This window comes from Paenibacillus sp. AK121, from assembly GCF_019042715.1.
In the GTDB taxonomy this organism is placed as follows: domain Bacteria; phylum Bacillota; class Bacilli; order Paenibacillales; family Paenibacillaceae; genus Paenibacillus; species Paenibacillus polymyxa_C.
This window is the reverse complement of record NZ_JAHPJM010000001.1, coordinates 541,684-564,968: the sequence shown is the minus strand read 5'-3', so window position 1 is coordinate 564,968 and position 23,285 is coordinate 541,684. Positions and strand designations below refer to the sequence as shown.

Sequence of the window (23,285 nt, the reverse complement as noted above, 5' to 3'; positions counted from 1 at the left end):
ACGTTCACCTCGCATAACGTGATAAATTTAATAAAATGCCCAGAGCAGTTAGCATTAAGGTCAATGAAGAACCTCCATAGCTGATTAAGGGCAGTGTTATTCCTGTCACCGGCATTAGACCGATAACAACACCAATATTAATAACGACCTGTACCGCCACCATTCCGACAATACCTACCGCAAGCAAACTGCCATAGGTGTCCGGGATGGTAATAGCCACACGCATCCCTCTCCAAACAAGGACCAAAAAAAGCCCCAGCACCGTCATTCCACCGATAAAACCAAGCTCCTCCGCCAGTATGGAAAAGATAAAGTCCGTCTGTGGCTCAGGAACGTAGCTATATTTTTGCCGACTCATGCCGAGCCCCAAGCCTGCCAATCCGCCAGGACCAATAGCATATAGCGATTGAATAATTTGATAACCCGCGCCAAGTGGATCAGACCAAGGGTCCAGAAATGCGGTAATACGCTGGAGTCGATAAGGGGCAGCTGCAATCAGTGCAGCAAACCCCGCTGCTCCCGACAAGGCCAGTAGACCAAGATGCTTCATACGCGCGCCTGCCGTAAATACGATCAGCATGGATGCTCCCATCATTACCGTGCCTGTGCCCAAATCAGGCTGGAGCATGATGAGCCCAAAGGCCAGCCCCATGAGCCCAAGCGGTGGCAACAGCCCGCGCGTAAAAGAGCTAATATCATAGTCAGGACGACTGAGCCATTGAGAGAGAAAAAGAATCATACCCAGCTTCATAAACTCGGAAGGTTGAATGCCAAAAGAGCTAATACCGAGCCAGCTTCGTGCTCCGCCTCTTACTACACCAATGCCAGGGATTAAAACGGCAACCAGTAGAGCCAGACAGATCAACAATACGACCTTGGCATATTTCTGCCAAATCCGATAGTCCGTTCGGGCAGTAAAGTACATGGCTACAAGGCCGAGCCCCGCAAACAGCAATTGTCGTTTAACAAAATAGTAGGAGTCCCCGTACTCGTGAAAAGCGAGGACGGCGCCCGCGCTGTATACCATAACCATGCCGATGGCTAACAAGCTTACAATACAGACGAAAAGCCATATATCTGGCGCCGGACGAGATTGCTTCATCAGGAGGCCACCCCTTGCATAAAAGTAGGGGCTTATCCAACCCCCCTACTTACAATTTATGCGCCGCCTCTTTAAAAATACGTCCACGCTCTTCATAGGATTGGAACATATCCCAACTTGCACAAGCGGGTGAGAGTAATACCACATCTCCCGTCTCAGCAAATTGAGCTGCCTCGTTTACAGCCTCCACGAGCGTAGCGGCGGCATCCTCCCCATTATCGACGACCTTGACATGCTCTATTCCAGCCTGACGAGCCCGATCTGCCAGCTTATGCCGTGTCTCACCCAAGAGTACAACAGCTTTCACACCTTCCTGCAAGGATGGTACAAGCTCCGCATAATCAGAGCCACGATCCAATCCTCCGGCAATGAGTACGATGGGTTGCTTAAAGGAAGATAAGGCCATCATTGTCGCTTTCGAATTGGTTGCTTTGGAATTGTTGTAATAAGCTACTCCACCGTGTTCTAAAACATATTCAAGCCGATGTTCTACACCGCGAAAAGCGCTTAATGGTTCCGCTAATTTTGCTGGTTCTGCTCCTGCGGCAATGGCGATTGCACAAGCAGCTAGAGCATTTTCTACGTTAAAACGACCCGGAAGCCCAATATCGGTCACGCCTATAATGGGATGCAGTACCCCATTTCCATCACGGTATACGATGTTTCTTTCAATATCATCCGTCACATCCGGTATGTATGGCGGGTCAGCGAACACCCCTTCCTGCAAACGTTCCGTCATTGAGAAAGGAAGCAGCTTCGCTTGAATATAGGGCACAAGCTCTCGGCAGACGGGATCATCCCAGTTCACCACCGCGGTATCCGACGCTGTTTGATTGGCAAATAGACGTGCCTTTGATGCAACGTAGTCCTCCATGCCTCCGTGGTAGTCCAAATGGGTCTCAGCTACATTGAGCAAACAGGCTACAGCGGGCTTGAAATCCTTTGTTCCTTTTAACTGAAAGCTGCTCAGCTCCACAACCATCCACTCGTCCGACTTGGCGTCCACAGCCGCCTCGCATAATGGCGTACCGATATTACCAGCCACGATCGGATTCATGCCGGATCCCTCCAACAACTTGCCCACCCAAGTGGTCGTGGTCGTCTTTCCGTTGGAGCCAGTAATTCCGATAATTGGAGCTTTGCATAGATGGTAGGCGACCTCAACCTCGGTCACGACCTCAATGCCGAGCTCGACAGCTTTCTGTACGGGAGGGGCCGTGTAAGGAATTCCTGGATTTTTGACAACCAGTTTCACTCCAGGATGAATCAGCCCTTCCGGGTGACCCCCGCATAAAACGGAAATTCCCAAAGCCTCTAATTCAGAAGCTTCGGGACATTGTTCCCTATCTTTTTTATCATTGACTGTGAGCTTGACCCCGGCCTGATGTAGCACCTTGGCAACTTGTACGCCGCTTTTGGCCAGACCGATAATGACAACTTCCTGATCTCGGTATGCGTCTGGATGATTCATTTGTCTACAACCCCTTGTTGAGATAAAGTCCAAGTCCTGCCAACAGCAGTCCTACAGCCCAGAATGTAATAACTACGCGCCATTCGGACCAGCCGGACAGCTCGAAATGATGATGAATCGGGCTCATTTTGAAAATACGCTTGCCACGGGTTTTAAAGGAAGCTACCTGCAAGACCACGGACAGCATTTCAATCACGAATACACCACCGATGATGAGGAACAAAATTTCGCTTTTCGTAACAATGGCAATGGCACCAATGGCTCCGCCGATTCCCAGCGAGCCTGTGTCACCCATAAATACCTTGGCAGGATGAGCATTATATACGAGAAAACCAAGTACAGCGCCAATCATGGCCGCTGCGCAAACTGCAGCCGGAAGCGAGGTTGCTTGAATCGCCACAATGGCATAAGCAGCAAATGCAATCGCACTTGTACCAGACAGCAGCCCGTCCAGCCCATCTGTAAAATTGACAGCGTTGCTGATCGCCAGCATCATGATAATAATGAACGGATAGTAGAACCAACCTCCCCAATCAAATGACCATGAGGTGCCCGGGATGCCGATTGCCGTGCTGTGATCATTGCTAATCAGAAGCCAGCACATAATCGCGCCAAACAATAACTGCCCGAACAGCTTTTGACGCGCAGTCAGACCGAGCGAGCGTTTGAATACGATTTTAATATAGTCGTCCAAAAAGCCGATCAGCCCAAAACCGAGCGTAGCAACCAGCAGAACGTAAAAGTCCGTATTTTTAATAGCTGAAAACTTTAGAAAGGTCAGCGTAAAAGCCAGCAAGATTACGATACCGCCCATTGTAGGCGTACCTATCTTTTTAAGATGGCTTTGTGGCCCGTCATCCCGGACCTGCTGGCCGAATTTCATTCGCCGCAGCAGCGGAATGAGCAGTGGAGCGGCAATGACCGCCAGTATAAACGATACGACGATCGTCAGCAGTAATAATTGAATATCCATGGGAGTCTCCCTCTCGTCAACATCAGTTCTGTAGCGGACCGTTTTTCAGCGCATCCACAATTTCTTCTAATCGCATCCCTCTGGATGCCTTAACCAGCACAATATCATCGGCATGGAGATAAGATCGCAAATGCTGGATCAGCTTTTGCTTATCTGTATAAGCATGTACGTTAGCAGTTGGCATTGTCCCTTGCGCACCCTGCGCAATCGAAGCGCCTAATGCACCATAGGAAAACAGTGCCTCTATGTTATGCTTTGCAGCAAAACGCCCAATTTCTTCATGAAATTGCTTTTCCTCAGCGCCCAGCTCCAGCATGTCACCAAGCACGGCAATTTTACGTCCACCCGTTTTATATGCAGACAACGTCTGAATTGCAGCCTTCATTGAAGCAGGACTGGCATTGTAAGCGTCATTTAGCACCGTAAGTCCATCCGAACACTTCACGACCTCAATGCGCATGCCCGTCAGCTTTAAAGACGACAACCCTTTACGTATATGGTCTACATCCACATTGAAATGACGTGCTACCGCCAGCGCTGCCAATCCGTTTACAACATTGTGCTGTCCGAGCAAGGGAAGCCGGAAAGCCTCTTGGCCGGATTGGGCTGTTATGAATAAGCTACCTTCTCCATCCGAAGTGATTTCAGTTGGATAATCATCATTGTCCGCAGCTAACCCGAACGTGAATAATTTTAATCCTTCAGGCTTGACCGTTTCAGGTTCCGCCAACACTTGTGGAAGTAGTGGTTCATCCCCATTATAGATAAGCAATCCACCGGGTTTAATCCCACTTGCAATTTCCAGCTTTGCACGAGCAATTTCAGTGCGAGAACCAAGCTGAAGTAAATGCGATTCGCCAATGTTAGTTATGACAGCTACATCTGGTTGGGCAATATTAGCCAGCAGACGGATTTCCCCTCGTCCACTCATGCCCATCTCCAGAATCAGGATATCTGTATCCTGCGGCATGGACAGTACTGTTAAAGGCAACCCGATATGATTGTTATAATTCCCTTCGGTTTTGTGTACTTTAAAAGTCGTGCCTAATAGAGCATTTACAATATCTTTTGTCGTCGTCTTGCCGTTGCTTCCCGTGATTCCAACGACAGAAACGCCAGTTTCGCGCAAGTATGCAGCTGCTAGATGCTGAAGAGCTTCTAACGTATCCTCGACCTCAATAGCATTGACAGTCGGAGGTGCTCCATGATCCTTTTGCCATAAATATGCTGTTGCCCCTCTCTCGCTTACGATCTGCTGAACATAATGATGTCCATCAAATCGTTCACCTACGAGTGGAACGAACAGTCCCAGACTCTGCGGCCTGCGTGAGTCTGTAAAAACGCCCTCAACCATCCGTTCGGCGTCCGCCTCTGCGTGAAGTGTTCCTCCACACATGGATGCAATCTGACCGATTGTTCTTTTCATCACTTGGATAAACCCCTTATCGCTTCTTTGGCTACGATGCGATCATCGAATTCATGCACCGTTTTTCCGATCAACTGGTAAGTCTCATGACCTTTTCCCGCAATCAATACTACATCGTCAGGGCTTGCCATTTCAACAGCTTTATGAATTGCAGTTCTGCGATCCACGATCAGTTCATAACGTTCGGCAGGTACACCTTCATCAATCAACCCTTGTTCGATGTCTTTCAAAATCACTATCGGGTCCTCTGTTCGCGGATTGTCGGAAGTAATAAACGAATGATCGCTGTATCGTGCAGCAATTTTCCCCATCAACGGACGTTTTGTACGATCTCGATCCCCGCCGCAACCAAACACACACCATACTTTACCAGTCGCAAATTCCTTTACGGTGCGAAGGACATTTTCCAATCCGTCTGGCGTATGGGCATAATCAACAATTACAGCAAAGGGTTGACCCGCATCAACAGGCTCTACGCGCCCATCCACGCCTGCGATAGATTCCAGGCTCCGCTTGATATCTACCAGTGAGATTCCTTCCAGCAAAGCAGCTGAAATGGCTGCTAATGCGTTGTACACATTAAACTTGCCTACCATTCGAAGCTCAATGTCAGTATCTCCTTTAAAAGTGGATACATGGAAGGAGGTTCCCTTGGCACTTATAGTGATACGAGACGCTTGCACATCCGAATCCTTTTCTACGCCGTAGGTAATCACTTGGGCCGCAGTTTGAGCCTGCAAATAGGAAGAGGCCGGATCATCTGCATTCAGAACAGCATATTTACTATTGGATGCATCACGCGAGAAGGCATTTCCCAGTCTGGAAAACAAAAGTCCCTTGGCAGCGCGGTACTCCTCCATCGTGTTGTGATAGTCTAGATGGTCCTGCGTCAGGTTTGTAAATATAGCGGTACGAAAATCTGTTCCTTTGACCCGGCCCTGCTCCAAAGCATGTGAGGATACCTCCATGACACAGCATTGAACCCCTTGCTCTGCCATATTCCCGAGATAACGTTGCAGTTCTACTGCTTCAGGCGTAGTGCCGGACATCGGATAAGACTGGCCGTTGTAACGCATTTGAATGGTACCAATCAGCCCGGTGTTCACCCCGGCGTCCTGCATGATCTTTTCAATCAGGTATGTTATCGTTGTTTTTCCGTTTGTTCCGGTTATACCGATCATACGCATGCGTCGGCTTGGTGAATCAAACATATAATCCGCCAAAACCGCCATGGCATGTCGCGCATCCTTAACAACGAGCTGCGGAACAGGCACATCCAGTTCTCTCTCTACGACCAAAGCCGCCGCTCCTGACGCAACGGCCTGCCCAGCATAGTCATGTCCGTCTACTGTAAAACCGGGCAAGCACAGAAATAAGTCTCCCGGCTGGACACGACGTGAATCCGCCCCGATTCCTCGGCAATCCACTGTACCGTCACCCACCACTCGGGAGACGGCCAGCAGTGAAGCCAATTGTTGAAGCTGCATCTTACATTCCTCCATTGCTCTCTCGTTATTCATAGTATGGTATAAAAAGAACCTATCAATCCCCCATATATATACGGATCGTTGATCCTCGTTCCAATCGAGAGCCTGGCTTCGGTGCCTGACTTATGACCGTCTTGCCTGACCCAGATTTCACGAGCATAAAGTTCATATTCATATCTTCGTATAAATCAGCTGCAGTGGCACCTACCAGATCAGGTACCGTTTCGATCGGTTTTTCCCCATACTTGTACTCTTTGGCAATTTGATTAGTACGAGGTGGTATTTTCAAGGCAATCAGTGCATCCTTTAAAATATTTTGCACGATTGGCGCAGCAACCACACCGCCGAATTGAATTCCTTTCGGGTTATCGACAGCAGTATAGACGACGATTTGCGGATCATCCGCCGGAGCAAAACCAATAAAGGATACAATATGCTCCGAGGAAGAATAACGTCCGTTAATCACCTTTTGTGCTGTACCCGTTTTACCTCCAACCCGGTAGCCCTCAATAAAGGCAGGACGACCTGTACCTTTAGCTACAACACTTTCCAGCGCTTCCCTTACCTGTCGAGAAGTGTCCTCTGAAACAACTCTACGCACCAATTCCGGCTCCACTTTTTCTAGAACCTTGCCGGTTTCGGGCTGAATCCAGCCTTTTGTGATGTGAGGCTTATAAAGATTGCCGCCATTGATTGCTGCCGACACAGCCGTAACCTGCTGAATCGGAGTGACAGATACCCCTTGACCAAATGCCGTAGTAGCCAGCTCTACAGGTCCGACCTGAGGTAGCTTGAACAAAATGCCATTGCCCTCACCGATCATGTCAATTCCTGTTTTGCTGCCGAAGCCGAAATTGCGAATGTACTTGAACAGTGTTTCTTTGCCCAGACGTTGTCCCAACGTTACAAAACCGGGATTGCATGAATTTTCCACCACCTGAAGAAAGGTTTGGCTGCCATGCCCGCCTTTTTTCCAACACCGCAGGCGTGCTCCACCGACTTCAATATATCCCGGATCAAAGAAACGGTCATTTTTAAGATTAACCTTCTTTTCTTCCAAGGCAGCGGCCAGTGTAATAATTTTAAAAGTAGAGCCAGGTTCATATGTCATCCAAATTGGCAGATTTCGATTATAAATTTCAGGCGCATATTGCTTGTAAAGCGCTGGCTCATAGCTTGGTCGTCCAGCCATTCCCAATATTTCACCCGTCTTGGGGTTCATCGCAATAGACAGCGCGGACTTCGCCTGAAATTTGACCATGGCTTGGTCAAGCTCCCGTTCCATAATGGATTGCACCGATTTATCAATGGTTAATTGTAAATTCAGTCCATCCTTCGGTTCAATGTACTTTTCAGAAGAACCAGGCATCAGGCGGCCACCTGCGTCTGATAAATACGCGATGCTTCCATCGATTCCTCGAAGCTTGCTGTTTTGCTGCTTCTCTACACCTGTCAGCCCTTGATTATCAATTCCGGTAAATCCAAGAATATGAGCCGCTAGATCACCATAAGGATAATAACGTTTGTTGTCTTCAGCAACAACGATACCCGGCAGCTTCAAATCACGAATTTTCTGGGCTTTCTCCATCGTAATTTTTCGTCCGCCGGGCTGAAGTTTTTGGCTTGCTGTTCGTTTGGTAATCAGCTTGAGCACTTTATCCTCACTCATATCTAGCAAGGGCGCCAGCCTGCGTGCCGTTTCTTCCGGCTCCTTAATCTGTACTGGTATCGCCATGACAGTCGGCGAACTGACATTATAGGTCAGCGCAGTACCCTGCCGATCCAAAATTTCGCCACGCTTGGCGGCAAAAGGAATATTGCGGCGCCACGAATCCTCAGCCTTGGCTGAGAGCTCGCCTCCTTTACCCAATTGAACATAGGCGAGCCGGATCGACAAGGCCACAAACAATACAAACAATCCCAGTAGCCCCCATACCAGCCTACGCCGCATGGTCACGTTAGATTTTTTCAAACGCGCCCCCTCCGTTCCTCAAATACTCATGACATGTCTTACCTCATGAATATTCAAAAGAACGGACATTAGAACAAGCTATCAGTTATCTTGGCCTTTAATCGCGGCAGCACTTTTCTCATCTGCTACAGCAGATATCCCTCCCTTAGGAGTTCCCGCATTTGTTTCATTATCCGCAGTAGTATCGGTTTTGGTTTTAGTATCGGCTTCCGTTTTCGTTGCATTACCTGTCTCGTTAATTGCAACTCCAGTGGTCGAATCCTGTGTTTCCTCCGGCTTCACTCCGGTCACTGTTTCTTTGGCCGGCTGAAGCGTAACACTGACGACCCGCTTGCCATTTACCATTTGTGCCTTTTGAGAGACAACATACCCTTCACCGCTTACCTGAACACCAACCTTCATAAGCGTCAGAACTTGAAGTGTGTCACGCAACGAGACACCTGTAAAATCGGGAATCGTCATGTTGGCACTATCCTCAGTCAGCAAATAAATGCGCTGTCCTGGTTTCATTTTGACGCCTGCTTCAGGATACTGACGAACAATTTTGGAGCCTTTACCTACCGTTTCGTAAGCAATCCCCTGTTTGAGCAATGCATTTTGCGCATCCTTCTTCACTTGGCCTGTTAATTGTGGTATCGTTGGCAAATTCACCGTTTTTACTGCAGCTTCACCTGATTTATTCGTTTTGGTTCCTGTTTTGGGAACCCCCATATATTGCAGCGATTGGGACACGATTTTTTTAAACACAGGTGCTGCTGCTGTACCGCCGCCTACCGATTTGTTAGGTTCATCCATAACAACCAAGACAGCTATTTTCGGATCATTTACTGGTGCAAAACCAATAAAAGACACGACATCCTTCGAATGATCGTAAACTTTTCCGACGACTTTCGTCGCCGTCCCTGTTTTACCAGCAACACGGTACCCGTCGATATAAGCAAGACGTCCCGTACCAATTTCTTGGTCAGACACGACCTGCTCCAGATAGCTGCTTGTCTGAGCTGCAGATTCCTGAGTAATCACTCGGCGGACTTCCTTCGGTTGAATCGTCTGCACTTCGCCTGTATCTGGGTTTATAATTTCCTTCACCAGATGAGGCTGCATCAACTTCCCACCGTTAGCAATTGCCGAGATCGCTGCCACTTGCTGAATTGGCGTTACCTGAACACGTCCGTGTCCATATGCAGCTGTCGCGACTTCGGATTTGTACTGGGTATGGAATGTAATAGCTCCGGTAGACTCACTTGGAAGATCGATGCCTGTTTTCATACCGAATCCAAAGTTATTGATATATTTCTTCAGTCTTTCGCCACCCAACTTATTAAGTCCCAAATGGACGAAACCGACGTTACTCGAACGCTTGACCCCTTGAAGATAGGTTAACGTTCCCCAGTTACGGCTTACGTCACGAATATCCCAGCCTCCGACGCGAATCATACCAGATTGATAGGTCTCATTCGGATTAAATACCTTTTCTTGGACCGCAGCAGCCAAGGTTACTATCTTAAACGTGGAGCCCGGTTCGTAGATAGACTGAGTAGCATTATTACGGAAATTTTCCAAAGGCGTACTCCCATATGTATTGGGATTAAAATTCGGATAAGTCGCCATCCCGAGAACATCCATTGTTTTAGGATCGGCCGCTACCACAGTCATCGTTTTGGGATTATATTTTGCAATAGCTTCTTGCATGGCATCCTCTATATAATACTGAATCGTATCGTCAACCGTCAGCTTTAAATTTTTACCATTTTGTGCCGGCTCGTAGACACTTTCCGATCCCTGAAGAGGAACTCCCTTTCGATCCCGCTGATACAGAAGCTTTCCAGCCGTGCCAGAGAGCTCTTTATTGTAATAAGCTTCCAACCCCATACCTGCAGTACCATCTTTTCGTTGATAGCCAAGGATATGAGAAGCCAGCTTATTTTCCGGATAATAGCGTTTGGATTCCTGAACAGTGTCCACAGCTCCAACTACCTCATACTTATCCTTCAAATACTCTTTGAACGTATCGACCTGTGTCTTCACCTCAGGGTCTACCTTCCAGCCTCCATTACGAATCTCACGATTTTTTAAATAGTTACCTGCTTTATCCTTTGCAGATAGATGTCTTCTCAGCTCATCTTCAGGCGTTTTGAGTAGCTGATGCAGCTTGGCTACAACCTCATTCTCCAGATCATACTCCTGAATGATGCTAGGGTTGACAACCACCGTGTAAGCCGGTGCATCCGTAGCTAGTACATTCCCTTTACGGTCCATTATGGTTCCACGCTTGGGCTGAATCACCTGGTCTCTTTCTATCTGTGTAACTACCTGATTATGCCAGTATTCCCCGCTCACGACTTGAATCCAAAATACCTTAAGTAGCAGAACAAGAAAAAAGAGGGTAATACATCCCCCTATCAGCAGTGTGCGAAGCTTTATTCTTTTGACCATAGCTCAAACCTCTCTGCAAAAAAATATACGTCAGAGCATAGCTTGATGCTATGCTCTTAACTATTTGGCAGCCTGCTTTTCCACACGAATGGGCTCTCTTGTTGGTTCGATATATCCCTGTTCCTTCGCAGTCGGCACAATCTGATTCTCCAGACGTTCCTTCTGAATCTTCAATTGGGCGATATTTGTCTGTAATTTGGAAATGTCCTTGCTGGCTGTATTAATCGCATAATTAATTTGATAAATGTGAGCATATCTGCCAATCAACGCCCCCGCAATGACAATGCATGCTACAAGTGTCAATAGATACAGCAGCTTTTCTCGAATCGGCAGCTCTCTGCGGCGTGTAACGACTTTGGTGGTCTCACGATACCGTTGTTGCTGAACCTGTTCCTGACGGGCTCTTTCTTTTACAGCCAAATTACCGCGTGTATAAGCCATGTCGCCTCTCCTTCTCCATTAAATTTACAATTTTTCGGCAACTCTCAGCTTGGCTGACCGGGATCGTGGATTAAGCTCCAATTCCTGTTCTGATGCCACAATCGGCTTACGATTCACCAGCTTTAGATCGCCTACCATTTTGTCATCCAAAATCGGCAAATCAGACGGATAGATGCTTTTCGCTAAATACTCCTTGAAAATATGCTTGCATATCCGATCCTCCAAGGAATGAAACGTAATAACCGAAATTCTGCCCCCTGGAGCCAGACATCTTACTGCCTGATGCAAAGTATCTTCCAGTGCACCCAGCTCATCATTCACAGCAATCCGCAAAGCCTGAAAACTGCGTTTAGCCGGATGTCCCCCGGTTCTGCGTGCCGCAGCCGGAATTCCTTCTTTGATAATATCGACAAGTTCCCCCGTTGTGTGAATAGGCTTGTTCATTCTACGTTCAACCATGATCTTTGCGATCCGCCTGGAGAACTTCTCTTCTCCATATTGAAACAGGATCCGCGCAATTTCCGCTTCCGGCCATTCATTAACAATTTCGTATGCCGTAAGCGAACTGCTCTGATCCATCCGCATATCAAGCGGCGCATCATGATTGTAACTGAATCCCCGCTCCCCCTCATCGAACTGGGGCGAGGATACACCCAGGTCGAACAAAATACCCTGGACCTGCGGGACGCCGTCTTTTTCGGGCAACCCCAGTTCGGCCAGCTTGTCCTGCAAGTGGCGGAAGTTGGATTTCACTAATGAAATCTTTCCTTCATAGGCTGACAGCTTCTCTCGTGCATTGTTCAATGCCCAGTCGTCCTGATCAAAGGCAATAAGCCTCCCCTCAGGGCCAAGCTGTGACGCAATGACGGAACTGTGTCCTGCCCCTCCCAACGTGCAGTCCACATAAATCCCGTCCTGCCTGATGTTTAGTGCCTGTGTTGCTTCTTCCTTGAGTACGGTAATGTGGTGAAACAAACGGCTGACCTCCTAAATTACAATTCAAAGTTGAAATCAACCAATTTCTCAGCAATGTCGTTAAATGCTTCTTCTGATTGGTTGAAATATTGCTCCCAAGTGTGCTTGCTCCAAATCTCTACCCGGGTGGACACTCCCAATACGACGCACTCTTTTGTAAGCTTGGCGTATTCGCACAAATTCCCCGGTAAATTTACCCTGCCCTGTTTGTCCAATTCGCATTCAGTCGCGCCCGAGAAAAAAAAACGGGTAAACGCACGCGCATCAGCCTTCATCAAAGGCAGTGCTTTAAGTTTTTTCTCCATAACAGCCCACTCATCCATGGGATACACGAAGAGGCATTGATCCAGCCCGCGGGTAACCACGAACGAGGCACCAAGAAGTTCACGAAACTTGGCCGGGACAGTAAGCCGTCCCTTATCATCAATGCTATGTTGGAACTCCCCCATAAACATTGGTTTCGTCACCCCTTACCCCATTCTCCCACTTTGGCCCACTTTCCACCACCTAAGCATAATAGATTCGCTTTAAAAAATCAAAGACCTCTTTTTCATGACGAAAAAGTGATAATTTCTAGATACATGGCACGATGTCTGTTATTGTAGCCCTGCGTCATAAGATGCCAAAAAGCCCCTTATCCCACGAAGCCGAATCCCCGACAATATGCATCAGGTTTCGAAACAACATGGAATAAAGGGCTTATTCTCTATCCATTGTGTCAACCTATACAAGCACTTGCATTAAAAATGCACCACTTCTACAGCGGACATCGTGACCGAAAATAGATTACGCGTTCCAGCTGTCCAGATAGACTTTTTGGTCTTCTGTTAATGTATCAATCTTGATTCCCAGACTATCAAGCTTGAATCGAGCCACTTGCTCATCAATTTCATAAGGTACATTAATCACCGCTTTGCCCAGCTCGTTGTAACGATCATTCACATATTTCAAGCCGAGTGCCTGAAGCGCAAATGTGGTATCCATAATCTCTGCAGGATGACCGTCAGCGGCAGCCAGATTCACGAGACGCCCTTCTGCGAGCAAATACATTTTACGTCCATCTTTAAAGCGGTATTCCTCGATATTGCGACGTACCGTGCGAATGGATTCGGAGCGTTTGGCAAGCTCAGGCTTACTAACCTCCACATCAAAATGCCCTGCGTTACACAGCACAGCTCCATCCTTCATAACATCAAAGTGCTCCCCTGTAATTACAGCTTTATTTCCAGTTACTGTAATGAAGAAGTCACCCAGTTTAGCAGCTTCCACCATTGGCAATACATGAAAACCATCCATATGGGCTTCTACAGCCTTGATTGGATCAACTTCAGTTACAACAACGTTGGCTCCCAGCCCTTTTGCACGCATTGCAACCCCTTTGCCACACCATCCATAACCCACCACAACCACTGTACTTCCTGCCACAACCAGATTAGTCGTACGAATAATACCGTCGAAAGCTGACTGACCCGTACCATAGCGGTTGTCGAACAAATATTTACAGTAAGCATCATTTACAGCCACCATCGGAAAGTGAAGCTGCCCTTCTTTTTCCAAAGCCTTCAAACGAATAATCCCTGTAGTGGTCTCCTCTGCTCCTCCACGGATCGTAGAAATCAGATCAGGCCGTTCAGATTGCAACAGAGTAACCAGGTCGCCACCGTCATCTATAATGAGATCTGGCTTAGTTTCCAGTGCCTTGATTTGCAAATTCTTGAATTCCTCTGGATCTGGGTTGTATTTAGCCAATACCGTAACGCCATCTTCAACTAATGCGGCGCAAACATCATCTTGTGTTGACAAAGGGTTACTACCCGTAATGGTGACCTGTGCTCCACCTGCTTGTACCACTTTAGCCAGATAAGCCGTTTTGGCCTCCAGATGTAAACAAATCGTTACCTTCAGACCGGCAAAAGGCTGCTCTCGCTCGAATTGTTGACGTATGCGGTTCAATACCGGCATATGGGCTTCTACCCAATCAATTTTCAAATGACCTTCAGGGGCCAATTTAAGATCGTGAATAATGCTATTTTGCAGAGAATGGGAAGTCATACGTTATTTCCTCCTATATATTAGTTAAATTCATTTATAATCATTATACATAAATCACACGATGCGTCCCCGACAAATCCAAAGGTACGTTCATAATCATATCCATCAGGTCGAGACCGTAACGGTTCAGAAAATGATAGATGGTATACGCACGCTCCTGCGGCTGTCCAAATGGGAAAAGCGACCATTCGATATGATCCCAATGGCGAAGTGCTGTTCCATTTTGCCGAAGCAGCGCTTCCTGCACCTTTGCCTCCAGATAGTCAATCTGCCCCAGAATTTTCTCGCAGTTGGTTTCTCCGAGCTGTAGCAAACCTTTCTCTATCATTCCTGTCTGCTGTATAAGCGGTTTATACATACGGATAAAAGCATCCTTAGCCTCGGAAAACTGATCCTGCATTCCAAGCTGATCTTGAGTGGCAATCCATTGCTTTTTCCGTTCCTCAAGCCCGTCTCTAACTTGACCAAAAGTTAGTTCGTACTTAAGCATATGCTTCTCCACGCCTGGCTCCATCAATGTAAAAGACATACGGGGCAGCAGTATCGGCATCTGCATCCCGAGCACTCCGAAAGCGTCCCGTGTAATCGCCCAGTAGGCAATTTCTCCTAGACCCAGTACAGATGCCAGTACCGGAAACAGTGAATCCTGCATGAGCGGACGGGTTAGTACATTGTTACTAAAACGTTCGGGGTGTCTATCTATCTCTTCAAGCAGTTCATCTGCTGTAAATGTCACCGAACCACGTCGATCTGTGAATAATCCAGCTTTTTTGAAAAGCAGCAGGCGTTCCTCTTCATGAATGTAAAAAAGGTTCGCACCACCTTCATGCACATCCGCTTGTAAATGATAACCATAGTCTACGATCCGCGTAGCGGTTGTCTTATACGCTGTCTCCAACTCATCATTGTGCTGAACCAACTGTCTAAAAACGGATGCCTCCAGCTTGCGCAGTAAAGGATCTGCAGAATCCATGAGCACCAATCCATAGGCACCAAACAAACGGCCCAACAGCCTGGCAAAGGCCTCACTTAGTCCATATGACTCTGTCAAACCTTGCCCAATCATGCGCATAATATCGGTCTTATGTTCTGAATCTGGCAAGCTTTGCTCTATATCCGCCATCACTTGCTTCCACTCAACCGTATCAACTTTAATGGCACTAACTGAAGAACGGTGTTCAGGCAGCTTATTCAGCTTGATTTTAACTGCTTGCGGGTCTTTCGCCATTACGTATGTATGATTGACCTCGTCCCAGTCATGATCTTCACCAGCAATCCAGAAAATCGGAATAACCGGACGTCCAAGCCGTTCCTCAGCTTCTCTAGCTGCTTTAATAATCGTAGCAGCTTTGTAAATGACCAGCATCGGACCTGTGAATAGTCCACTTTGCTGTCCGCCAACGACTACTAAAGCATCTGGACTTTCCAAACGGTCCAATGAAGCATGAACCGCCTCATGCGAGTTGTGTTGCTCATTGTATATACGAAGACATGCTACGACATCCTTACGGTTTAATCGCAGATGCTCCGTCTTATCCATCCACTTCGCCCGTTGGGCATAAGCATCGGCGTGCAGAATATCATATTCATACAAATCGCTTGCGCGTCCTGTACCCTGTATGTAGTCTTCTGCCAAAGCCGACCCTCCGCGAAGCGTTTCCGGAACTATTTTCATGGGTCTGCCTCCTGTCTCCACCAAAACCTTACTGCTTGATTGTACCGAAAGCCCATGTCCACGTCAAAGCTTCCTATAAAAAAAACCGCCGAATAACTCGGCGGTTGGTATATAGAACAAGATCAAGCGTAAGGTTCAGCTACAAAATGTCCTTTAGACACTTCGATAAGCGTGGCATTTTCCAGGTTATAAGCCCCTGCCTTATTATCGGACGCGTTATGAATCGGTCCGCCTTGATCGTCAGGCATAATAATTCGTTTTTTGTTGGCTTCGACTTCCGGGTCAGGAAGTGGAATCGCCGACAAAAGCATTTTCGTATATGGATGAATCGGATTGGCATATAATTCAGAGCTTTCAGCAAGCTCCACCATTCTGCCTCTATACATTACAGCTACCCGATCACTAATGTGCTTGACCATCGACAGATCATGCGCAATGAACAGGTACGTCAGGCCCAGACGTTCTTGAAGCTCTTTTAACAGGTTGACAACTTGAGCCTGAATGGATACGTCAAGCGCTGAAATCGGCTCATCACAAATGATGAACTTAGGATTAACAGCCAATGCACGGGCAATACCGATCCGTTGACGTTGGCCACCAGAAAACTCATGCGGATAGCGTGTTGCATGGTCAGGGTTCAAACCAACCAGATCAAGTAACTCCTCAATCCGTTTTTTACGTTCTGCACGGCTACCTGCCATATTGTGAATATCCAGTGCCTCACCAATAATATCAGACACGGTAAAACGCGGGTTCAATGACGCATACGGATCTTGAAAGATCATCTGCATATCACGACGCATTGCTTTCATTTTACCCGGTGATAATTTGTAAATATCTGTGCCGTTAAAACGTACGCTACCTGCTGTAGGTTCATACAAGCGCAAAATAGTACGACCCGCTGTAGATTTACCACAACCGGATTCGCCAACCATACCCAGCGTTTCACCCTCACGAATATAGAAATTCAGGTTGTCCACCGCTTTGAGCACACGGTTTTTGCCAACATTAAAATACTTTTTAAGACCTTCAACCTCAATTAAATTGTTGCTACTCACCATGATCTCACCTCCTATTTCTTCAACTTCGGATCAAGCGCATCACGCAAGCCGTCGCCAAAAAGGTTGAACGCAAGCATAATCAAACTGATCAAACCTGCTGGGAAAAGCATCCGCCACGGATAATACATCCACCCGGTCAGAGCTGATTCAATCATTGAACCCAGCGATGCCTCTGGATTCGGTACCCCTAAACCGAGGAAGCTCAGGAAAGCTTCGGAAAAAATAGCGGTCGGAACGCTCAACGTCAATGTAACGATGATCGGACCTACTGCATTAGGCAAGAGGTGACGGAAAAGCAAACGACCTGCTCCAGCACCCATTGAACGGGAAGCAAGTACGAATTCTCGGTTTTTAAGTTGCAGCATTTCACCACGTACAATCCACGACATGTTAATCCACCCCGTTACACAGAGCGCAATAATAATTGTAGTGATACTTGGCTCCAGTACAACCAGCAACAGGATCGTAACAAGCAAGTAAGGAATGGAGTACAAGATTTCAGAAAATTTATTCATGATTTCATCAACGCGGCCACCAAAGTAACCCATAATTCCACCATAAATAACACCAATCAGCAAATCAATCAAAGCTGCAGCCAGGCCTATCGTCAAGGAAATCCGTGCTCCCATCCATGTACGGACAAACATATCACGTCCAAGATCATCCGTACCGAACCAATGCTCCGCAGAAGGTGGCAGATTCGTGCTCAGTAAATCATTAGAGTAATAATTATAGGGTGACAATATCGGACCTATTAAAGAAAAAAGCACAATCAGAACTAAAACAATCAAGCTAGTCATTGCAACCTTGTTTTTACGAAGTCGTTCCCAGGCATCGCGCCAAGCAGATAAGCTTTCTCGCTGAATAACTTCAGACTGCTTTTCATCGACCCCTATTTTTTGGAAATCTTCCGGTTTCACCTGAAGTTTATCCAAATTCACAGCATTGTCTTTCACAGACATAAAGTTACCCCTCCTTCCCGCCGGACAGCTTAATCCGAGGATCAATAAACCCATACGCGACATCTGTAATAAAACGCGCTAACATAAGCAAAACACCGTAAAAAATCGTTATGCCCATAATCATGGTGTAATCACGGCTTGTGATACTTTCCACAAACACTTTACCAATACCGCCAATCCCGAAAATCCGTTCAATAACCACAGATCCGGTAATAATATTCGCTGTCATTGGACCTACGTAGGTAACAACTGGCAAAATAGCATTCCGCACAACGTGTTTGAACATGATCGTAATGGATTTCAAGCCTTTAGCTTTGGCCGTCTTGATATAATCTGCATGCAGTACTTCTATCATACTGGAACGCGTCAATCGTGCAATAAATGCAATTGGTTGAGCAGACAAAGCCGCAACAGGCAGAACGTAGTCCATTGGGCCCTCGAAGCCCATAACGTTAAACAATTCCAACTTTTGAGCAAAAAAGAACTGAATTAATGATGCCAGAACGAAGCTGGGAACGGCAATACCCAGAATTGCCAATATCATCGCCACGGTATCAATGAGTCTACGATGGTACAAAGCCGCCAGCATACCTAGTAAAATACCGACAATAATGGAAACAATAATTGCGACTAGACCTAACTTTAGTGATACCATGAAGGTCTGTCCAATAATGTCGCTCACATTTTGATTCAATTTTTTCATAGAAATACCAAAATCACCCGTAACAATATCACCTAAGTATTTAAAATATTGTACATATACAGGCTTATCCAACCCATACTGTTCCATTAATCGGGCTTGAATCTCAGGAGACGTCGCTCTTTCGCTCATGAAAGGGTTACCTGGAATTGCCTTCATCAGAAAGAACGTCGCAGAGATCAGAATGAGCAAAGAAATAAGCATAAATATAAATTTACTGATCAAATAACGCGCCATCGCCCGTTTACACCTCCCATATTTTTCGACACCATTCGATTCTATAGAAATAGAGTTGGGTTATCCAATCTACTTGTATGCATGGTTAGTTTAATCATATTAAGAAGAACCCTCACACACAAAAAAAACGGGATATATATGGCAGTACCCACATATATATCCCGAAGTAACTCCTCAACTTCAGAATCAAGTATTAGCTACTTACTGTGTTATATAAGCTCTTGTAAAATCAATTGCACCACTAAAATCCAAAGCAACGCCTTTTACATTTGGTTTCGTCAAAGAAGTATTAGAGTAGTAATAAATCGGCAGTAAAACCATATCATCCTGAACAAGAAGCTTCTCTGCTTTCGCAAATATTTCCATGCGTTTTCCTGGATCAGTTTCTGTTTTAGCCGCTTTAATCAAACCATCATATTCAGGATTAGAATATCCAGAATTATTGTTGCCATTACCAGTTGTCCAGATATCCAGGAAAGTCATCGGATCATTAAAGTCAGCAGACCATCCACCACGTGCAATTTGGAAATTCAACTTGTTACGTGTTTGGATAAATACGCCCCACTCCTGGTTTTGCGTTTTCACGTCGATTCCCAGGCTTTTCTTCCACATATCTGCAACTGCCAAAGCAATTTTTTGGTGTCCTTCAGTAGAATTGTAGAGTAGAGTGATTGGAGGGAGTGAAGTTACTCCTTCTTCCTTCATACCTTCTTGAAGCAATTTCTTCGCTTCAGCTACATCTTCTTTGAAATAATCATCTTTATGTTCATTACGGTATTCCTGAGATAAGCCTTTAATTCCCGGAGGTACAAAGCCGTAGGCAGGAATCTCTCCACCCATCGTTACTCTATCAACAATCGGCTGACGTTGAATCGACATTGCAAATGCTTTACGAATTTTAAGATTATTGAACGGTTTTTCGGTGACGTTAAACAAATAGTAATAGGTGCTTGCTATACCTTTAGCCTGGAATTCGTTAGGCATTTCATTTTTCACAGCCATCATTTGGTCTGCAGGAATTTCGCCATTAGGTTTACCTGCATAATCAAGTTGTCCACTTCTGTAAGAAGCGAGTTCTGTTGCACCGCTGTTTACAAGGGACATTGTAATTTTCTTCAGTTTAATTTCGTCCTTACCCCAATAATTCTCGCTTTTGGAAACCTCGATCTTTTGACCTGTCTCCCAAGTCGACAATGTGAAAGGCCCGTTAGTGATCATGCTTTCTTTTTTAGTCGCCCATTTATCATTTCCTTCAACAGACGGATGCACCGGATAATAGGTGTAGAAAGAAGTCAATCCCAGGAAGTAAGGTGTTGCATGTTCCAGTTCTACCTGCAATGTATGATCGTCAACTGCTTTGACACCTACATCTTTGAAGTCCGTAACTTTAGTACCTTTAAAAGATTTGGAAGTGCTTAGGTTGTAACCCTCAGCATTTTTGATATAGTACAATTGGTAAGCATATGGAGGTGCAGGAGCCGTGGAAGGATCCAATACCCGTTGCCAAGCAAATACGAAGTCACTTGCTTTGACTGGGTCGCCATTACTCCATTTTGCAGTATCGCGAAGCTTGAACGTATAGGTTTTGCCGTCATCGGAAATTTTCCAAGATTCAGCTACGCCAGGAATTTCTTTACCATCAGGGCCCATGCGAACAAGACCTTCATACATTGTTTTCAAAACAGTGTTTGCTTGGGTATCTTGAGCCTGTGCCGGATCGAACGTTGGCGGCTCGGATGCAAGGTTAATGCGCAAAATTTGCTTGTCGGCCGGGGCCGGCGTAGTCGAGGTGTTTTCTTGTGCGCCCTTACCATTGGTATCATTCTTGCCGCCGCAACCTGCGAGCAGTGCGCCAACTGCAAGAACGAGTGTCAAAAGGACTAAAAAGCTTTTCCTTTTCATCTAGCGTTTTCCCCCTAGTTCTAAAGTGGTATATGTTTATAGATTATACAACCAGCGGTCAAAAAAATCTACATTACATTTCTTCAAATTGAGCTTTTTTTTCAAAAAAACATGATTAATTCATATTTTTTCATCATTTCATGTCACATTTCATCACATAGAGTTGAATATATTTTTAAATATACCAACAACAGTCAACAAAGTATACGCCAATGTCATCGCCATAAAAGTTAATCTCCAGACTGCTCTACATAATCTTTTACCATCAACCTTTCCCTTTATTCGGTTTTGAGCTCCTCCAATTAAACCCAATGCCAGTAACAAGAGCAGTAGAATCAAATAAAAACCGAATCGGGATGTAAACATGACATTAAAGAGTGCTGCAACGGAAAATATCAGAAAAAAAGTGGTAATATCCATAGAAGTAAGCAATGATTTCTTCTTTTCCATTTTAAGAATGTAGCGACAAACCGCAAACACGATCAAAAACGGAAAAAAGGGAAGAATACTGAAAGTGATAATAGTACCTTGTATAAGACTCAACTGATCACCCCTCTTTTAGCCGCATTCCTTCAATTAATTGCCACAATACCTCATGAGTTGGTGCACTAATCCCAGCTCGCTTTGCCATCTGCACCAGTTGCCCGTTAATGGAAGCAACTTCGGTCATGGACTGTGCAAGTACATCAGCTAGCATAGATGAGTGATTCTCTGCCGTTGCCCGGCAAACATCCATAATTTGATCCCACCATGAACTTTCCCAGCGGATACCATGAGCTTCATACACTTGAATGCCTTCATCATATAGCTTACGCATCATATGTATTCGAACAGGCTCCGATAGCAGCTCGCCATTTCGAACTCGCCATACGGCTGTCAGTGGATTGATCACAGCGTTAATCAACAACTTGCGATAAATCCCTTTCTCGATTTCTTTCGACAAGCAAACGTCAAATCCTGCTGCAAGCAGCCGATTTAGCACACATTGTTTGAATTGATTGTTGTGCTCCCCCTCTCCTTCCTCCGAAAATCCAATTTCAGTCATGCCCGATCCTGCATGCAAAATGGATGCTGCCCCCTGTTTCTTGGCTCCTTCGGTTGTCACAGCAGGGTATACTACAGCTTTAGGCCACGCCTGCCTGATGCGTTCTATATGACCGATTCCATTTTGCAAACAAATAATCCCTGGATCTGTTTCCATTTGAGCCGCAGGCTGGATCTGTTCCAGTACTTCTCCTATGGCCCCTTGTTTGGTCAAAAACATAATCCACCGTGCCGGAGCCTGTGAATTTAACCGTTGCCAATCTGCCAATGGCGCTACCTTTAATTGGTCCCCCGCCACATGAACAACCACCTGTCCCTCATTATCAAGCACAGTAATCCCTTCACGAGCAATGATGTGTGCCTGTTCAAGTGTTCGTGTCCACAGCCTTACTGTAGTACCCGTGGCCGATAATCTCCCGGCAAACAGCAATCCCAGCGAACCCGCTCCAATAATATCAATCACTTTGTATCGTCTCGCTTCCATCTTTTTTTCTACTATATCATATGCACTCCAATGAAATAACAAAAAACGCCAACTACGGCCAAGCGATAGTTGACGTTTTATTTAGATAGCTATTGTAATCTTGCTACTCAATGCGCTCCAGATTCCCATTAGCGTCCATTTTGAACCTGGATTTAAGCTCTTCCTCATCTTCAGTGATTAAAGCCAATCGCCGGGCACGGTCCATAATCTGAATCAGAGCTTTATAATCATCATTTACAACACGATAGTCGGTCTGCACATCATTCACTTCTTTGGACAGCCGGTCATTAATGGAGCGAAGCTGATTTAATTCTTCTTCCTTTTCCCGCAAATCTTTCTCCAGCATCTTAATCTGCCGATTCGTCTCCTGCATAGATCCCTTCCATTGACGCAAGAAGCGAATTACTGCATCAATAGATAACGTATCTTCACTCGTTCCATCTGTTCTGTATCCCCCTTCGACTGGATCGAGCGTGGCAAAGGCCGCCACCTGCGATACACCTACCGGGCTCTGCTTACGAATATAACTGCGCTTCTGGCGCTGTGCTTTGGCAATGCCAATCGCTTCATCGTAACGTTTGCGCACGCAGCTATTCCAACGAAAGCCGCATGCTGCAGAGGTTCTACCTATTTTTTGTCCAACCTCCTCAAACGCAGCGAGCTGTGTTCCACCTTCCCGGATATGCCGCAATGTCACCTCCGCCAATATCAAGTCATCTTCCGCACTCCATGCATCTTGTCTTATTGCAGTCATGCCTCTAGCCCTCCTAACAACATCCTGAAATAACCGTCTTCATGAACCGATCTTGCCGGTATTTGAATAGGGTATAAAAGCTGTTTATTCATTCCTATGCCTCTCGTAGAGTTCATAGAATCTATTTGATA

19 protein-coding genes are annotated in these 23,285 nt (G+C 46.1%); all 19 read right to left on the bottom strand.

All coding sequences use genetic code 11. The features are described from left to right. Window positions 1–4: 4 nt before the first annotated feature. The gene (spoVE, locus tag KSP24_RS02490) at window positions 5–1,102 is read right to left on the bottom strand and encodes a stage V sporulation protein E (protein WP_013372090.1); all 1,098 of its coding nucleotides are present in this window, start codon (window positions 1,100–1,102) and stop codon (window positions 5–7) included. A 49-nt stretch (window positions 1,103–1,151) separates the two neighbouring features. Further along, on the bottom strand, window positions 1,152–2,573 hold the full coding sequence (murD, locus tag KSP24_RS02485) for a UDP-N-acetylmuramoyl-L-alanine--D-glutamate ligase (protein ID WP_216974374.1): 1,422 nt from the start codon (window positions 2,571–2,573) through the stop codon (window positions 1,152–1,154). A 4-nt stretch (window positions 2,574–2,577) separates the two neighbouring features. Further along, a complete protein-coding gene (mraY, locus tag KSP24_RS02480; protein ID WP_013372092.1) occupies window positions 2,578–3,546 on the bottom strand; it encodes a phospho-N-acetylmuramoyl-pentapeptide-transferase in 969 nt (322 codons plus the stop codon). Window positions 3,547–3,568: 22 nt separating this feature from the next. Further along, on the bottom strand, window positions 3,569–4,972 hold the full coding sequence (locus KSP24_RS02475; RefSeq protein WP_216974464.1) for a UDP-N-acetylmuramoyl-tripeptide--D-alanyl-D-alanine ligase: 1,404 nt from the start codon (window positions 4,970–4,972) through the stop codon (window positions 3,569–3,571). Beyond that, on the bottom strand, window positions 4,972–6,459 hold the full coding sequence (locus KSP24_RS02470; protein ID WP_064962134.1) for a UDP-N-acetylmuramoyl-L-alanyl-D-glutamate--2,6-diaminopimelate ligase: 1,488 nt from the start codon (window positions 6,457–6,459) through the stop codon (window positions 4,972–4,974). Before KSP24_RS02470 ends, KSP24_RS02475 begins: the two co-directional genes overlap by 1 nt. Window positions 6,460–6,514: 55 nt before the next feature. Next, a complete protein-coding gene (locus KSP24_RS02465) occupies window positions 6,515–8,431 on the bottom strand; it encodes a stage V sporulation protein D (protein ID WP_064962133.1) in 1,917 nt (638 codons plus the stop codon). Window positions 8,432–8,512: 81 nt separating this feature from the next. Further along, window positions 8,513–10,867 carry a penicillin-binding transpeptidase domain-containing protein gene (locus tag KSP24_RS02460; RefSeq protein ID WP_216974373.1) on the bottom strand — a complete coding sequence of 785 codons (2,355 nt, stop codon included), beginning with the start codon at window positions 10,865–10,867 and terminating at the stop codon, window positions 8,513–8,515. 60 nt (window positions 10,868–10,927) lie between these two features. Beyond that, the gene (locus tag KSP24_RS02455) at window positions 10,928–11,308 is read right to left on the bottom strand and encodes a type VI secretion system membrane subunit TssM (protein WP_216974372.1); all 381 of its coding nucleotides are present in this window, start codon (window positions 11,306–11,308) and stop codon (window positions 10,928–10,930) included. A 24-nt stretch (window positions 11,309–11,332) separates the two neighbouring features. Then, on the bottom strand, window positions 11,333–12,283 hold the full coding sequence (gene rsmH, locus KSP24_RS02450) for a 16S rRNA (cytosine(1402)-N(4))-methyltransferase RsmH (protein ID WP_013372098.1): 951 nt from the start codon (window positions 12,281–12,283) through the stop codon (window positions 11,333–11,335). 17 nt (window positions 12,284–12,300) lie between these two features. Next, window positions 12,301–12,738 carry a division/cell wall cluster transcriptional repressor MraZ gene (mraZ, locus tag KSP24_RS02445; protein WP_025677696.1) on the bottom strand — a complete coding sequence of 146 codons (438 nt, stop codon included), beginning with the start codon at window positions 12,736–12,738 and terminating at the stop codon, window positions 12,301–12,303. 331 nt (window positions 12,739–13,069) lie between these two features. After that, on the bottom strand, window positions 13,070–14,335 hold the full coding sequence (locus KSP24_RS02440) for an adenosylhomocysteinase (RefSeq protein ID WP_216974371.1): 1,266 nt from the start codon (window positions 14,333–14,335) through the stop codon (window positions 13,070–13,072). Window positions 14,336–14,378: 43 nt separating this feature from the next. Next, complete coding sequence (gene bshC, locus KSP24_RS02435; RefSeq protein WP_216974370.1) at window positions 14,379–16,010, bottom strand: bacillithiol biosynthesis cysteine-adding enzyme BshC; 1,632 nt, start codon at window positions 16,008–16,010, stop codon at window positions 14,379–14,381. 122 nt (window positions 16,011–16,132) lie between these two features. Continuing rightward, window positions 16,133–17,071, bottom strand: coding sequence for an ABC transporter ATP-binding protein (locus KSP24_RS02430; RefSeq protein ID WP_016821552.1), 939 nt, complete (start codon window positions 17,069–17,071; stop codon window positions 16,133–16,135). 11 nt (window positions 17,072–17,082) lie between these two features. Beyond that, window positions 17,083–18,033: an ABC transporter permease gene (locus tag KSP24_RS02425; RefSeq protein ID WP_013372102.1), complete on the bottom strand. Its 951-nt coding sequence runs from the start codon at window positions 18,031–18,033 to the stop codon at window positions 17,083–17,085. Window positions 18,034–18,037: 4 nt separating this feature from the next. Next, window positions 18,038–18,970: an ABC transporter permease gene (locus tag KSP24_RS02420; protein WP_013372103.1), complete on the bottom strand. Its 933-nt coding sequence runs from the start codon at window positions 18,968–18,970 to the stop codon at window positions 18,038–18,040. A gap of 201 nt (window positions 18,971–19,171) precedes the next feature. Then, window positions 19,172–20,872, bottom strand: a complete 1,701-nt coding sequence (locus tag KSP24_RS02415) for a peptide ABC transporter substrate-binding protein (RefSeq protein WP_013372104.1) — start codon at window positions 20,870–20,872, stop codon at window positions 19,172–19,174. Between the two features lie 153 nt (window positions 20,873–21,025). Beyond that, window positions 21,026–21,415 carry a DUF3397 domain-containing protein gene (locus KSP24_RS02410; protein ID WP_129549619.1) on the bottom strand — a complete coding sequence of 130 codons (390 nt, stop codon included), beginning with the start codon at window positions 21,413–21,415 and terminating at the stop codon, window positions 21,026–21,028. 4 nt (window positions 21,416–21,419) lie between these two features. Next, window positions 21,420–22,400, bottom strand: a complete 981-nt coding sequence (locus KSP24_RS02405; RefSeq protein ID WP_216974369.1) for a ketopantoate reductase family protein — start codon at window positions 22,398–22,400, stop codon at window positions 21,420–21,422. 103 nt (window positions 22,401–22,503) lie between these two features. After that, complete coding sequence (locus KSP24_RS02400; RefSeq protein WP_013372107.1) at window positions 22,504–23,154, bottom strand: RsfA family transcriptional regulator; 651 nt, start codon at window positions 23,152–23,154, stop codon at window positions 22,504–22,506. Window positions 23,155–23,285: the final 131 nt, after the last annotated feature.